This is a genomic window from Rhizobium sp. NXC24 (genome assembly GCF_002944315.1).
Classification (GTDB): Bacteria; Pseudomonadota; Alphaproteobacteria; order Rhizobiales; family Rhizobiaceae; genus Rhizobium.
The window spans coordinates 4,081,612-4,094,866 of record NZ_CP024311.1; the positions used below are offsets into that span (position 1 = coordinate 4,081,612).

14 protein-coding genes and 2 tRNA genes are annotated in these 13,255 nt (G+C 57.6%); 6 read left to right on the top strand and 10 right to left on the bottom strand.

Going from position 1 to position 13,255, the window contains the following annotated elements:
* Positions 1 to 117: 117 nt before the first annotated feature.
* A complete protein-coding gene (locus NXC24_RS19940; RefSeq protein ID WP_104824863.1) occupies positions 118 to 1,518 on the top strand; it encodes an O-antigen ligase family protein in 1,401 nt (466 codons plus the stop codon).
* 44 nt (positions 1,519 to 1,562) lie between these two features.
* Here NXC24_RS19940 and NXC24_RS19945 read toward each other — a convergent pair whose 3' ends face one another.
* From NXC24_RS19945 to NXC24_RS19980, 8 genes are all read right to left on the bottom strand, one after another.
* Complete coding sequence (locus NXC24_RS19945; RefSeq protein WP_104824864.1) at positions 1,563 to 2,705, bottom strand: glycosyltransferase family 4 protein; 1,143 nt, start codon at positions 2,703 to 2,705, stop codon at positions 1,563 to 1,565.
* A 136-nt stretch (positions 2,706 to 2,841) separates the two neighbouring features.
* Positions 2,842 to 3,393 (bottom strand): dTDP-4-dehydrorhamnose 3,5-epimerase, encoded by a 552-nt coding sequence (gene rfbC, locus NXC24_RS19950; protein ID WP_104824865.1) that lies wholly within the window; start codon positions 3,391 to 3,393, stop codon positions 2,842 to 2,844.
* Between the two features lie 68 nt (positions 3,394 to 3,461).
* Entirely contained in the window at positions 3,462 to 4,349 is an 888-nt protein-coding gene (rfbA, locus tag NXC24_RS19955) for a glucose-1-phosphate thymidylyltransferase RfbA (protein ID WP_104824866.1), read from the bottom strand.
* Between the two features lie 81 nt (positions 4,350 to 4,430).
* Positions 4,431 to 5,330, bottom strand: a complete 900-nt coding sequence (gene rfbD, locus NXC24_RS19960; RefSeq protein ID WP_104824867.1) for a dTDP-4-dehydrorhamnose reductase — start codon at positions 5,328 to 5,330, stop codon at positions 4,431 to 4,433.
* The gene (gene rfbB / locus NXC24_RS19965) at positions 5,327 to 6,394 is read right to left on the bottom strand and encodes a dTDP-glucose 4,6-dehydratase (RefSeq protein WP_104824868.1); all 1,068 of its coding nucleotides are present in this window, start codon (positions 6,392 to 6,394) and stop codon (positions 5,327 to 5,329) included. Before rfbB ends, rfbD begins: the two co-directional genes overlap by 4 nt.
* Positions 6,395 to 6,709: 315 nt before the next feature.
* Positions 6,710 to 6,783 (bottom strand) — tRNA-Gln (locus tag NXC24_RS19970).
* 184 nt (positions 6,784 to 6,967) lie between these two features.
* Complete coding sequence (locus NXC24_RS19975) at positions 6,968 to 7,603, bottom strand: NrsF family protein (protein ID WP_104824869.1); 636 nt, start codon at positions 7,601 to 7,603, stop codon at positions 6,968 to 6,970.
* Positions 7,590 to 8,156, bottom strand: coding sequence for a sigma-70 family RNA polymerase sigma factor (locus NXC24_RS19980; RefSeq protein WP_104824870.1), 567 nt, complete (start codon positions 8,154 to 8,156; stop codon positions 7,590 to 7,592). Before NXC24_RS19980 ends, NXC24_RS19975 begins: the two co-directional genes overlap by 14 nt.
* Positions 8,157 to 8,523: 367 nt before the next feature.
* Here NXC24_RS19980 and NXC24_RS19985 point away from each other — a divergent pair, with 367 nt between their 5' ends.
* Positions 8,524 to 8,814 carry a DUF2282 domain-containing protein gene (locus tag NXC24_RS19985; RefSeq protein ID WP_104825277.1) on the top strand — a complete coding sequence of 97 codons (291 nt, stop codon included), beginning with the start codon at positions 8,524 to 8,526 and terminating at the stop codon, positions 8,812 to 8,814.
* A 49-nt stretch (positions 8,815 to 8,863) separates the two neighbouring features.
* Here NXC24_RS19985 and NXC24_RS19990 read toward each other — a convergent pair whose 3' ends face one another.
* Positions 8,864 to 9,820 carry a hypothetical protein gene (locus NXC24_RS19990; RefSeq protein ID WP_104824871.1) on the bottom strand — a complete coding sequence of 319 codons (957 nt, stop codon included), beginning with the start codon at positions 9,818 to 9,820 and terminating at the stop codon, positions 8,864 to 8,866.
* Positions 9,821 to 10,306: 486 nt separating this feature from the next.
* Here NXC24_RS19990 and NXC24_RS19995 point away from each other — a divergent pair, with 486 nt between their 5' ends.
* The 3 genes from NXC24_RS19995 to NXC24_RS36195 all read left to right on the top strand — a co-directional run bounded on the left by NXC24_RS19995 (position 10,307) and on the right by NXC24_RS36195 (position 12,426).
* Entirely contained in the window at positions 10,307 to 11,215 is a 909-nt protein-coding gene (locus NXC24_RS19995; protein ID WP_104824872.1) for a DUF1003 domain-containing protein, read from the top strand.
* Between the two features lie 659 nt (positions 11,216 to 11,874).
* Positions 11,875 to 12,093 carry a hypothetical protein gene (locus tag NXC24_RS20000; protein ID WP_104824873.1) on the top strand — a complete coding sequence of 73 codons (219 nt, stop codon included), beginning with the start codon at positions 11,875 to 11,877 and terminating at the stop codon, positions 12,091 to 12,093.
* A 210-nt stretch (positions 12,094 to 12,303) separates the two neighbouring features.
* Positions 12,304 to 12,426 carry a hypothetical protein gene (locus NXC24_RS36195; RefSeq protein WP_260303210.1) on the top strand — a complete coding sequence of 41 codons (123 nt, stop codon included), beginning with the start codon at positions 12,304 to 12,306 and terminating at the stop codon, positions 12,424 to 12,426.
* A gap of 93 nt (positions 12,427 to 12,519) precedes the next feature.
* Here NXC24_RS36195 and NXC24_RS20005 read toward each other — a convergent pair.
* Positions 12,520 to 12,609: transfer RNA gene (locus tag NXC24_RS20005), tRNA-Ser, on the bottom strand.
* A 308-nt stretch (positions 12,610 to 12,917) separates the two neighbouring features.
* On the opposite strand from NXC24_RS20005, the gene rplU reads away from it, so the two are divergent.
* Positions 12,918 to 13,235: a 50S ribosomal protein L21 gene (gene rplU / locus NXC24_RS20010; RefSeq protein WP_028753733.1), complete on the top strand. Its 318-nt coding sequence runs from the start codon at positions 12,918 to 12,920 to the stop codon at positions 13,233 to 13,235.
* Positions 13,236 to 13,255: the final 20 nt, after the last annotated feature.

A 13,255-nucleotide genomic window follows, 5' to 3' on the forward strand; every position in this document is an offset into this window, starting at 1 on the left:
CATAAACAGAGCACGCAAAATGCCGGTCACCAAAATGCCGTATTCCTGCCCGCTTGCGACCTTACTGGCAACGGACACCGGCTGCTGGCTGAAATAGGAACAAAGGCGGACGCACTATTGGCACAGTTGCAGACGAATAAACCACCCGTCGATCTCGCGTCCGGAAACAATGCCGGCGAACTGGTGCCCGTCGTCCTGCCGCAGCGCCTGATCATCCTGGGCAGCTTGCTGTGGCTGGTGATCATTTCGCCGCTATTCATCGAAAGCGCCGCCTATCGGTATGTCGCTCCGTTCCTCGCGCTCATCGCCCTCCACTACTACCGGAAGGCGCTGGTGCGCCCAAGCACCAACTGGCTTGGTTGGCTGTGCATGGGTTGGGGCGCCTACGTGCTCATCCGCTTTGTCGCCATCTTCCTCATGACCCCTGAGCATTCGATCGGCGCGTCCGACTGGCTCTATGCCTATCCGTTCTTTTTTCCGATCCTTGGCGTCGCCTTCTTGCTCTACGAACCGGTGCTGGAAAAAATCATCGCCGCAGTTTTTGCCGTCGTGCTGATCATGTTGATCGCGACGCAGCACTTCCGCGACGTCTTTGCCGGCGAAACGGTGCGCCCGCTGATCATGAACAATCAGATTCACGGCGCGGTCGCCTGCGGCCTGATCCTGATCCTCACCGCTTTCTGGCTGCTGCATTATCTGACGGACAAATCCAGCAGTCGTTTGATCGCCCGCTTCGCCTACATCGTCTCGCCGTTGATTGCCATTCTCTGTCTGATCGCCATCTACGGCGCCAAGTCGAAGGGCGTCTGGCTGGCGCTTGCCGCCACACTGCCGGTGCTGGGATTGGTGACCTTGACCTATCTACGCTTGAAAACCGGCCTTATCGTCGTCGCCTGCACCGCGGTGCTTCTGCTGGCCGGCGCCTATGCGGTGCGGCACAATATCGAAAAGACCGCCGGCCCGACGGTGTCTTCCACCATCGAGATGATCGACAACATCACCAAGAGCCAAAATCTCGGTGACGCCGTGTCGAGCACGATCACCTCCGATACCACGCCCTTTGCCATGGACGCACGGCTGCAGCTCTGGTCGAACGGCTGGGAACTGTTCTCCTCCGCGCCAATCTTCGGCTGGGGCGGCCAATGGGTGGAACGCTGGAAGCACACGCGCTATGCCAACGTCCAATACACGCTGCTGCACAACGGCTATCTCGAGATGCTGGTGCGGCACGGCTTGTTCGGCGGCCTTGTCATGACGGTCATTCTCACTGGGCTCATCGTCAATGTCTGGCGTGCCCGTAAGGCGGGCCTCATACCGCGCACCGCCTGGCATGCCTATGCCGTCAGCCTATTCTTCTTTTCATTGACGCTGCTCAGCAACTCCAACAACCGCCTCGCGATCGGCGAAAGCTTTGCGTTGACCAGCTCGGCCTTCGCCTGTTGGTGCAGCATCCGCTTGAGCGGGGGACGCCTGCTGATACCGGCGAAAAAACAACAGGCAGAGGCCGTCAGCGCCTGATCATGAGCGGGTCGGCGCGGCAACCCTGCGGTCGACGAGCCCCTTCAGCGCTTTCTTTCCATTGAGCCGGAAGACGTTTGACCGAGCAGTCTTTTGTAGAGCGCTGCATAGGCATTCCCCATCCGCTCTGCGGTAAAGCATTCTTCGTATCGCAGGCGGGCCCCTGCGCCCAAGGACGCTGCCGCTTCAGCATCGTCCACAAGCCGTCTCATCGCCTCCGCGAGCGCCGGCGGATCGTCGGGGCGCACGACATAGCCCGTTTTGCCATTTTGGTTGACGAAACTCGTCCCCGTGCCGATTTCGCAGGAAATCATCGGCTTGCCGAACATTGCGGCTTCGACGAGTGAAAGGCCGAATGCTTCCGAGCGGAGGTTGGAAGGGAATGCGACCCCGGTGCATAGTTCGAGAAGAGCGGTCTTATCGGCATCCGGCAGCGCACCCAAAAAGAAGACGTTTTTGAGATTGTTCTGCTGCGCATAGGCCTTCAAGGACGCCTCCATCGGACCTTCGCCGACGATGACGATATCGCTGGCTGTCTGTCGCGCCGCCTCAAGAAGGATGTGAACGCCCTTGTAGTAGCGCAGCACGCCGACGAAGAGGAAAAACGGCTTGGGAAACCGCGTGCGCCAACGCGCTTTATCCTCTTCACTCGCCCTGGGATAATCCGCCTCATCCAGACCGAGCGGGATGACGGCGGTCTTATCCTTGTAGCGCTGCAGGACCTCGCTCGTCGCCAGATAGTTCGGTGATGTCGCAACGATACTGTCAACGCTCGCGAGAAAGCGATGCATGACAGGCCCATAGAGTTTCAGCAGGAACTTCTGCTTCACGATGTCGGAATGGTAGGTTACGACCGTCGGCTTGCCGGGCGGGATGGCAAGATGGACGATGTCCATCATCGGCCACGGAAAATGATAGTGGACAATGTCGGCCTTCCGGCTCAGCTCTCGAAAACGCCCAAATGCCTCGCGCGAAAAGCCGGTGGAGGCGAATTCAAGATCAAGCTTCGCCTTGTGAGCCATATGGCCATCGAATTCGACGGCGTTTTTCTCCGGCGTTTTGCTGAGCGAGAGGACTTCGGACTGTATATCGTGTCCTGCGACGCCCTTGACGATCGCATGGATTGTCCGCTCGACCCCGCCGAACGTATCCGGCCAATATGTTTTGAAAAAATGTAGAACGCGCATGTCCCTCCTGTAGCGAGAGAAGCTGCGCAGGTCCATAACCGGTATCGCGCGAAGATCCGGATGTCAGATCATTCCTTCATACCGCAGCCAATCTATCATCTTCGGCAGCCTCGCGAGCCGCGCGGCGAATGCGGGATCAATCGAATATCTCGGCATCCGCCAGCAGCGGCTGCCGCTGATCCTTCCCGGAAAGCGTCAGATCGTCGATGGCGGATTTCCAATCGATCGCGAGCTCCGGATCGTCCCAGCGAATGCCGCGATCGCTCTCCGGAGCATAATAATCAGTGGTCTTGTAAAGGAATTCGACGCGGTCGCTCAAGGTCAGGAACCCGTGCGCAAACCCTTCCGGAATCCAAAGCTGGCGCTTGTTCTCCTCCGACAGAAGCACACCGACCCACTGGCCGAAGGTCGGGGAAGACCGTCTGATGTCGACGGCAACATCGTACACCTCTCCGATGACGACCCGGACGAGCTTGGCCTGAGCGCGTGGCGGCAACTGATAATGCAGGCCGCGCAGGACACCTTTCCCGGACCGGCTGTGATTGTCCTGCACGAATGTCGGGCTTAGTCCGGTCGCTGCTTCGAATTTTACCTGGCTGAAGCTCTCAAAGAAAAACCCGCGATCGTCGGCAAACACCGTGGGTTCGATGATCTTGACGTCCGGTATGGCGGTATCGATGGCTTTCATCTGTCTTTCCTGCTTCACTCAGCCCGCATTGGCGCGGCCGGCAGCGCGCGGCATCACCAAGCGCGTTGTTAAAATACCCGTTCCCGCAGCATCCCGAGAAGATACTGCCCATAAGCATTTTTCTTCAGCGGATCGGCCAGGGCCTCGACCTGGGAAGCGTCGATCCAGCGGCTCCGATAGGCGATTTCCTCGGGGCAGGCTACCTTCAGGCCCTGCCGGCTTTCGATGGTGGCGATGTAATGGCTCGCCTCCAGCATCGATTCATGCGTGCCGGTGTCGAGCCAGGCATAGCCACGGCCCATCGTCTGGACGTCGAGCTGCCCTGCCCTGAGGTAATGCGCGTTGACATCGGTTATTTCCAGTTCGCCGCGCGGCGAGGGACGTATGGACTTCGCCACATTGACGACATCGGCGTCGTAGAAATAGAGCCCGGTGACGGCATAGTGGCTCTTGGGGACTTTCGGCTTTTCTTCGAGGCTGATCGCACGCCCCTGCGAATCGAACTCGACCACGCCGTAACGCTGCGGATCCTGCACGTGGTAGGCAAAAACGGTGGCGCCGCCCTGCTTGTCGTTTGCTTGATGAAGAAGCTTGGTGAAATCGTGCCCGTAGAAGATGTTGTCTCCCAGCACTAGGGCGGACGGAGCACCATCGAGAAACGCCTCCCCGATGAGAAACGCCTGGGCAAGACCATCCGGGCTCGGCTGAACCGCATAGTCGAGCTTGATGCCCCACTGGCTTCCGTCTCTCAGCAACTGTTCGAAACGAGGCGTATCCTGCGGCGTCGAAATGATCAGGATTTCGCGAATGCCGGCCAACATCAAAGTCGTCAGCGGATAGTAGATCATCGGCTTGTCGTAGATCGGCAGGAGCTGCTTGCTGACGGCAAGGGTGGCGGGGTACAGGCGAGTCCCGGATCCGCCGGCGAGTATGATGCCTTTACGTGCTTTGTTCATTGTAGAAACGTCTCGTATCGAATTCGTCTTACAGCCAATCAACTCATTGATTACAAATCATAATTATGGAAATAAGCGCCTTCAATTGATGGCCCGTGCAAGCCTTTCAATCACCTCATTCACACCTTCCTGCCACGCGGGAAGACGCAAGTCGAAACAATCCGTCAATTTCGCGCAGTCCAGTCTGGAATTTTGTGGCCGCTTCGCCGGCGTCGGATATTCGGCGGTCGAAATCGGCTTGAGAGCATCGGGCGTCAGAGCAAGCTTGACGTTTTTCGCCGAAGCTTCGCGGACGATATGCGTGGCATAGCCATGCCATGACGTATTGCCCCCGGCGCTCAGGTGATAGGTGCCCGACACATCAGACGCATTCGGGCCACTGACGACCTCGATGATCCTGCGCGTGACATCCGCAATCAGCGCCGCCGAAGTCGGTGCGCCGACCTGGTCGGCAACGACGTTCAACGCGCTGCGCTCCTGCGCCAGCCGCAGGATGGTCTTGAGGAAGTTGTTGCCGTGATGCCCGTAAACCCAGCTTGTCCGCAAGATGACATGATTTGCGCCGGCAGCGCGCACGGCCTCTTCGCCCAGCCACTTGCTTTCACCATAGACCGACTGCGGATTGACCGGGTCGCTCTCCGCATAGGGATCGGCTTTCATCCCGTCGAAGAGGTAGTCCGTCGAATAGTGCAGGAGATAGGCGCCGTTATCGGCAGCCCAGCGCGCCAGCACGCCGGGCGCTGCGGCATTGACCGCCATCGCCTGCTCCCTTTCGCTCTCGGCGCGATCGACGGCCGTATAGGCGGCGGGATTTACGATGATCGCCGGCTTGTGCTCCCTGAGCACGGAGAGGATGCTCGCTTCATCGGCCAAATCCATCTCGGCACGCGTCGCGGCAATTATTTGGCCCAACGACGCCAGAGAACGCTGCAATTCGAAGCCGACCTGCCCATTGGCGCCGGTGATCAGAAGCGCGCTCACGCCTGAACCTCATACTGCTTGCCGACCCATTCGCGGTAAGCGCCGCTGGTGACGTTCCCCACCCAATCCTGATTAGCGAGATACCATTCGATCGTCTTGCGAATGCCGGTCTCGAAGGTCTCTTCGGGCTTCCAGCCCAATTCGCGTTCGAGCTTACGGGCATCGATCGCATAGCGGCGATCGTGACCGGGCCGGTCCTTCACGAAAGCAATCTGGTCCTTATAGCGACCGCCGCCAGACTTGGGCCGCAACTCGTCGAGAATACTGCAGATCGTATGCACGACGTCGAGATTGGGCTTTTCGTTCCAGCCGCCGACATTATAGGTCTCGCCGACCTTGCCGGATTGAAGCACGCGGCGGATGGCGCTGCAGTGATCCCTGACATAGAGCCAATCGCGAATCTGCTGGCCATCGCCATAGATCGGAAGGCTCTTTCCCGCCAAGGCATTCAAGATCACCAGGGGGATCAGCTTCTCAGGAAAATGATAGGGGCCGTAATTATTGCTGCAATTCGTCGTCAATACCGGCAGGCCATAAGTATGATGCCAGGCCCGCACCAGATGGTCGGACGCCGCCTTACTCGCGGAATAGGGGCTGTTCGGTTCGTATCGATTGAGCTCGTTGAACGGCGCATCGTCCTTTGAAAGCGTGCCATAGACCTCGTCGGTCGAGACATGAAGAAAGCGAAACGCCTGCTTCTCGTCACCCGGCAGGCCGTCCCAATAACCACGAACCGATTCGAGCAAATTGAACGTGCCGACGACATTCGTCTGGATGAACTCGCCAGGTCCATGAATGGAGCGGTCGACATGGCTTTCGGCGGCAAAATTGACGACGGCGCGCGGCCTATGGGTAGCGAGCAGATCACCGACCAAATCGCGGTCGCCAATATCGCCATAAACGAACACGTGGCGATTATTGCCGTTCAATTCTTTCAGCGTGTCCAAATTGCCGGCATAGGTCAGCTTGTCGAGATTGATCACCGTTTCATCGAACTGATCGAGCCAATCGAGAACGAAATTCCCGCCGATAAACCCGGCGCCACCAGAAACCAGTATCGTCATTTCGCTTTTAGTCTCACCTAAAACTTTTAAATACAACTTCTAATGTACGTCGCGGTCGCCAGACCTATATTGCCAAGAAATATTGGCGATGGATGCCCGACTTGTACAACGTCCACAAACGTTTTTGGAAGCTCCCACTGCCAATTCGCTCACAGATTGTCTCGGTGTGTTGCGATTTCGCTCGCGGAAAGAGGCGATCGAGGCCGGCGATCAAAAAGTCGTATCGACGCCTTGCGGGCAGCCCGCTTGCAACATGCGTATGAACGCGGACAGTTTATGTCTGCGAACGAGGGCCTGTTGATTGGAAGCTTAGATTGGCTGGGAAACCTGGATTCGAACCAAGATTAACGGAGTCAGAGTCCGCTGTTCTACCATTGAACTATTTCCCAACAGCCGCCGGACGATGGACGCCCCCGCGGGGAAAGCAGCGCCTCTATAATGGAATTCGCCGCGGATGCAAACACTTTAACGCCAGCGAATGCGATTTTTTGGGCAAGAGACAAGATAGTCCCTGAATAGCGGCGTTTCCAGCCTATATCTAAAATCGGCTGGCCACCGACAACAGCAGCTACATCACCAGCGCAGCATGCGCTTACCAGCGAAATATCCAACCGCCGTCACCGCAGCGACGGCGATCGGATACCAGAGCAAAACAAAGAGCGGGCTGTCGTCCGTGCAATTGGAAGCATAGAAGGTGGCGGCGATGCCGCTTGCTGCGAGCCCGGCGACCGCGCCGGCGATGCCCGGATTTTCCGGCGCTCCTTGGCGCAGTGCGAAAAGGAAGCAGGCAAGCGGGCCGATCGACAGTAGCGGAATGAAGGTCAGGCAAAAGCGGGCATTGTGCCCGATCATCCGCGCGCCCCAGCTATCGACCGGCATGACCATCATTTCGGCCAGCGCGGCAGCAGCCAACAACAGCGGGGCGGCAAAAAGCATCCAGCCCCAGGGGCGCAACGATACGCCGGGCCGGCCGATGCGGAAGACGACGGCACCGGCGGTGACGGCCAGCGCAATGGTGACGACGAATTTGAACAGGAAGCGGATCGTTTCCATGGCATTGCCGATATCGGGACGAAACCCGATTGCAGCGAAAAAGATCGCGCCGCTGATGAGGATGCCACCGACGACCGCCAGCGTCAGCGCCTGCCCGATCCGCGCGCGGACCGGCGCATCCTGCGCCAGAAGATTGATGAGGTCATCGGTTTTCACTGGTCTCGCTCCGATATAAGGCGGCAAGCGCCTTCAATGCGCGATGCAGGGCGACGCGCACCGCACCCTCCGTCATCTTCAGCCGATCGGCCGTCTCGCGCACGCTTGTTCCCTCGACGGAAATCGAGCGTACGATGGTTCGCTGCGGATCCTTCAATTGCTCCAGCATGTGATCGACATCAAGGCGATCCAAGGCATCCGTCTGCTCTTCCGCCTCCAAAATATCGATGACATCGTCGATCGGCACGCTCATATGCCGCCCGCGTCGCCTCAGGCTGTCTATCAGCTTGTTGCGCACGATGGTCGATAGCCACGGCCCGATGGGACGGGAGATGTCCCACGTTCCGCGTTTGAGATGGATCGTCAGTAGCACTTCCTGGACCACGTCCTCGGCCTCGCTTGCCGGCGCGCCGAACTGATCGCAACGTCGGCGCGCCATGGCGCGCAAATGCGGAGTGACAGTGGACAGGAAGCGATGATAGGCCTGCGCATCGCCGTCTATGGCTGCCCGCATCCAGACTGCCCATTCCTCTTCGCGCGCCGAATAATTCATTCGACATCTCCTACGCGCGACTCCACGATTTTGTTACTGGCAATGGTCATTCTTTTGCAAAACCTTGCCTGAAGCGGATTTCAGCCAGTGATTCGACCGTTATGAGACATGAAAGAGCGCAGCTTGGAAAGGCCGCTATCTGACGATCAGTCTAATAATGCCCCTCGGCCATGGTATCTTCCCTGCTTACAGAACCAAAGCTCATCCCTGCTCCCGGTATACATGCAAGGAATCGAGTAATAGACTGCTCTCGCAGGAATTTGGACAGCAATCAAACATCACCGCTAATGCTGTAATATACGCCGAGCGTTTCTATCGACGTCAGTGCAATGCAACGACGCTTTGTACGCTTGAGGGAGCCAGGATGATGAAAGACAGCGTCGTCACGGTGGCCATTGCCGGCATGCTGGCCTCCGCGGTCGCATCCCTTGTCGCCGCTCCCGCTACAGCAGCCGACAGCAAGGCCAAGGAAAAGTGCTACGGCGTTGCGCTCAAGGGTCAGAACGATTGCGCCACCGGCGCGGGCACCACCTGTGCCGGCACCTCGACAATCGACTACCAGCAGAATGCCTGGAAACTGGTTCCTGCCGGAACCTGCGAAACGATCCAGACGCCGAACGGCCATGGCACCTTGGCAGAGGGACCGGCGCCTATCTGAAAAAACCGCCCGAATGAACAGCGTCCGGGCAGAGCCCATGGACCATCATCTACCGCAAGACCGGCTCCCCATGGAATCGGCGGCGAGACGGTTTCGAAACGCCGAAGCCGACTTCCATCATCAGCCGCGGCTTTTGCGTCGGCATGGTGCCCATGTGGAAACCGAAGGGATCTTCGACGAAGCCGAAACCGGCCTTGCCGGTCAGCGTGACGGCGCTTTCCTCTCCGTAAAATCGAAGCACCTCCTCCGCCGGATGGCCGACGAGGAGCGTCAATTGATGCTTCATCCGCCGCCGTCTGTGGCTGCCCTTGACGAAGACATGCGGCCCGGTGCCTTCATCCACATCGACCAGATTGAAAAAGAACTTCAGCATTCGCCAGTCATCAAGGTCGAAATGATATTTGAACGAGGCACGGCTTAACTCGGCCTCGGAGGCCGATTTTGTCGGAAAACTCCACCAGATGCGGGTGGTTATCACCTGGGCCTGCCCGCCGAGATAATGTCGGGCGACGTCCCCGAGCAGCGGATCGCGCTGAACCGCCAGCACCGCGTCGCAATCGAGCGAACGCTCGAAAAAATGCCCGCTGAGGAGCGAGCGCCCGAATCGCGCCTCCGCATCCGTATGTTCGGGCGCCACGAATTCCAGCTTCCTGTCGAAATTGCCGAAGCAGCCGGTGCTCCCGGCAAACTCGGCAATTTCCCGATGAATATTGTCGGGCAGTATCAGGCCGGGAAAAAGCCCGTCGGTTCGCAGCGCATTGACGACAGCATCGCACTCGACCCCCGTGAACATCGATGTGCCGGCCCCTGGACGCGCCACCGGCCGCCTGGTCGCGAACCAATGCATGCGCCGAAACGGCATCGTTCGCGCCAGCAGAAACATCGGCAACCAAGCCGGATTTTCCCGCACATCCGTCAAATAGGTGGGTATGCGAACAGCCATTCGCTTGAGACGACCGCCCTGCCGGGCGATGGACTCCAAGTCATCTGCCGGGGGATTGTGCATAAGTATCCTTTCCGCACGCGCATAAATCCATGCAACAGGCCGAGGCCTATTGAGAAATTCGTTGGAAGTTGGCCACTGTAAGGCGTTGCGAGACGCCTGCTGCACTGCGGCAAATAGAAACCCACTCACCATGGTCAAGGGGCTCAAAACGCACATTTCTGCTTGTTTGACGAAAATTTGCGAGGCAATCGCCTTGCGATTTTACAAGCGATTTCAATGACTCACGGATCAGTTGTTAAATGTTGCTAATATATTTCTGGCGATGGGCGAATGGAGCATCATTCGCTGGGCCAACGCACTTGCAGCATAAATTTATTTGCCATTGCTTAGGATAAGATCGCTAGGAGCATTTACAGAGAAGGAGTGGCCGGCCGAGACTGAGGCAGAACCGGACAGTTTTGTCAAAGCCAATCGCGCCGCCAATCTACAGTCACAATCCTGTTCCGATCATCGGCTAGACGACCAGCAACTGCGAAAGAGGGCGATATGACAGAGACAGATCCGGCGGAAGGTATAGTCGATTTTGACGCGGGCGAAGGCGAAGCAGCGACCGTGGAGATGGACGACTATACGAAAAGCCTCGCGCAGGCGAAGGCCAAGTCGGTCAAGCTCGTCGACGCCATTACCGGCGCAACCCTCAAGAAGAAGGATGCGGTCCATTTCGATGACCTGCGCCCATCGCTTGCGGAATTCGTGCGCCAGAAACATCCGGGCATCCGCTCCGACGACTATATCAGCCGCAAGGCGATGGACGACTATCGCGCCCAATATATCGCCGAGCTGCTGACGGACGAGCGCGGCGAGCTTTCGAACTTGGAGGACGAAGTCGTCGAAAGCTTGAAGACGCACGACACCCTGGCCGAGAACATCGAAGAGGATTACGAGGACCATCGCTCCATCGGCGACCGAATGGCCGATATGGTCGCAGCCTTCGGCGGCAGTTGGACCTTCATCATCTCATTCTGCTTGTTCCTGACGGTGTGGATGGGCATCAACCTCGCCATGGGCGAAAGCAAAGCCTTCGACGCCTATCCCTTCATCCTGCTGAACCTGATCCTTTCGACCATCGCCGCCCTGCAGGCGCCGATCATCATGATGAGCCAGCGCCGGCAGGAAGCAAAGGACCGGTTGCGTGCCCTCAACGACTATAAGGTCAACCTGAAAGCCGAACTGGAAATCCGCCACCTGCACGAAAAAGTCGACCATCTGCTCAATCGCCAATGGGAGCGGCTGACCGAAATCCAGCAGATCCAGATCGAGATGATGCTGGAACAAGCCAAGGCGGCCACGCGCGCCCTGAAAGTCAGCAAGGCATCGAAAGTGAAGACCAATGCCTTGAAGAGCCTCTTCGGCGCCAAGCCCAAGCCCGAAGAGTCTGATGATTCACAGGAGTAGGGTCCGGCCGTCCGCTAGCGCATCGGCTCTACACAGGCATACACGTTGAGAGGCCGCCGTCGTCGCCCCGGCCTCCTCATTCAAACAGCAAATGCACCCGGTTTTCGAAATCCGGGCAATGCGAGCAAGGCTACGGGTGAACGACCACCCGCGCTTTTGCCGGCGCAGATTCGCTCGACGGTAAGCCGGCAGCCCGCCGGCAGCATAGTCGAACCCCGTCAGGACCGTATTTTTTAGTATAGACGCAACCGGTCGTGTCCGTGCGGCCCGGCAGCAACAAGGCACTTTCTGCGATCTCGGCTGCGGGTATTATCGACGACACACGTATAATGTTTTGCGCTGCGCCTGCGGCCGTGGCACCCCAAAATACGACGAGAAAACACACGAACGTTCTCATGCCCCTCTCCATTACGTTAGAGAGACAACAATAAACCTGAAGTTGTTATTGGTCAATTTAGCACTCTTAAAGTAGCTAAAACGGATGAGGCCGCGCACTTGGAGAGTTCATCGAACGGCGATTTTCGTGATGCCGCCCAAGGCGATAGATCGAATGAAGGGCGCGGGGCGCGATAATACTTACGTGTTAGCCACGATGTTAAGGTTGACTCGCTGTTAGCGCGACCTAAGCTTCAGTTTGGAACTACTACTGAGGTGTCGCCATGACCTACTTCGAGGAGACCAAAAGAATAGCATGCGAAAATGACGCCGGACGCCGCATCGTCATTATCGAACAATTGAAATGGCCCAAATTCGCCTTCTCGGACCGACCGGGAGGCCCCGTTTTCGACTACATGACGGAAGACGGCCAGATCGCCAACAAACTGGACGACGAGAATTTCCTTTTGCTGCTAACGGACGAAGTCTTCCATCGCACGTAGAGCATCCCGCTTTCAGGCGAAATCGACCGAAAGCGAAAAGTACACCCATTCGAAAGACCGGAGCGACCTTCGTGCGTTCAAATGAACGCACGAAGGTCTGGCGGTCGAAGAAAGACTCCCCAGCAGCGCGGCAAGCCTCGCACATCCCTCATACAAGATACTCCTAATGCGCCGTCGAACTCGGTGCAAATAAGGAAGGGGGATATAGCCATGGACTACGACTGGGATGGCGTGAAGACACGCCGCATGAAGATACTGAAGCTCGGCATATCACTATTCATCTTCGCCATGACTTTGGTCGGGCCGACGATGTTTCTTTTGCATTTTCGATGAGGCTGGGCGTATTCAATCGGCGGGCTGGGCTCGGCTTTTGGCGGAAGGCTTCCAGCTTGGGAAACCGGAAAATCAGCATTCTGCACAAGACAATGGCGGAGAGGGTGGGATTTGAACCCACGATGCCCTTGCAGGCATGCCGCATTTCGAGTGCGGTGCATTCGACCACTCTGCCACCTCTCCGGTTATGCTGGTCGGCGCGTTTCTCGGCGCGGGCGTTCTCATAGCGAGAGAAGGATGGGATGGCAAGGGTGAATATTCAAGCTTTTCATCCTTTTGCCTTGACAGATCACAGGCCCTTATATATCCCGTGCGACGCAATAGGTGTGGATAAGTCCGTGCCTTGGCCGCCTCGCTCTGTGCGGGGTTTCACCGGCAGATCTTTTTCGAGGCCGCAAGCCTTTGGAATCCCTGCTAAACTTAGACTGATAAAAAGACGGCCGCTTGTCCTTTCGGGCGAGAGAGCCGGAACGAACATGAAAGGATAAAAAATGTTCGCAGTCATCAAGACCGGCGGTAAGCAGTACCGTGTGGCAGCAAACGACGTGCTGACCATCGAGAAGCTTGAAGTCACCGCCGGCGACACCGTAGAATTCACCGAAGTCCTCGTTATCGGCGAAGGCGCCGACGCTGCGATTGGTGCTCCCTTCGTCAAGGGCGCTTCCGTCAAGGCCGAAGTGGTCGAGCACAACCGCGGCAAGAAGGTCATCGCCTTCAAGAAGCGCCGTCGTCAGAACTCGAAGCGTTCGCGCGGCCATCGCCAGCATCACACGGTCGTCCGCATCACGGACATCGTGGCTGCCAAGTAAGTAACGGGATCAAGGTTTAA

Excerpts from the sequence above, each read along its gene's own strand:
- NXC24_RS19945 (WP_104824864.1), bottom strand. The coding sequence starts at position 2,705 with ATGCGCGTTCTACATTTTTTCAAAACATATTGGCCGGATACGTTCGGC.
- rfbC (WP_104824865.1), bottom strand. The coding sequence starts at position 3,393 with ATGAAAGCCATCGATACCGCCATACCGGACGTCAAGATCATCGAACCC.
- rfbA (WP_104824866.1), bottom strand. The coding sequence starts at position 4,349 with ATGAACAAAGCACGTAAAGGCATCATACTCGCCGGCGGATCCGGGACT.
- rfbB (WP_104824868.1), bottom strand. The coding sequence starts at position 6,394 with ATGACGATACTGGTTTCTGGTGGCGCCGGGTTTATCGGCGGGAATTTC.
- NXC24_RS19980 (WP_104824870.1), bottom strand. The coding sequence starts at position 8,156 with ATGAATTATTCGGCGCGCGAAGAGGAATGGGCAGTCTGGATGCGGGCA.
- NXC24_RS19985 (WP_104825277.1), top strand. The coding sequence starts at position 8,524 with ATGAAAGACAGCGTCGTCACGGTGGCCATTGCCGGCATGCTGGCCTCC.
- NXC24_RS19990 (WP_104824871.1), bottom strand. The coding sequence starts at position 9,820 with ATGCACAATCCCCCGGCAGATGACTTGGAGTCCATCGCCCGGCAGGGC.
- NXC24_RS19995 (WP_104824872.1), top strand. The coding sequence starts at position 10,307 with ATGACAGAGACAGATCCGGCGGAAGGTATAGTCGATTTTGACGCGGGC.
- NXC24_RS20000 (WP_104824873.1), top strand. The coding sequence starts at position 11,875 with ATGACCTACTTCGAGGAGACCAAAAGAATAGCATGCGAAAATGACGCC.
- NXC24_RS36195 (WP_260303210.1), top strand. The coding sequence starts at position 12,304 with ATGGACTACGACTGGGATGGCGTGAAGACACGCCGCATGAAGATACTG.
- rplU (WP_028753733.1), top strand. The coding sequence starts at position 12,918 with ATGTTCGCAGTCATCAAGACCGGCGGTAAGCAGTACCGTGTGGCAGCA.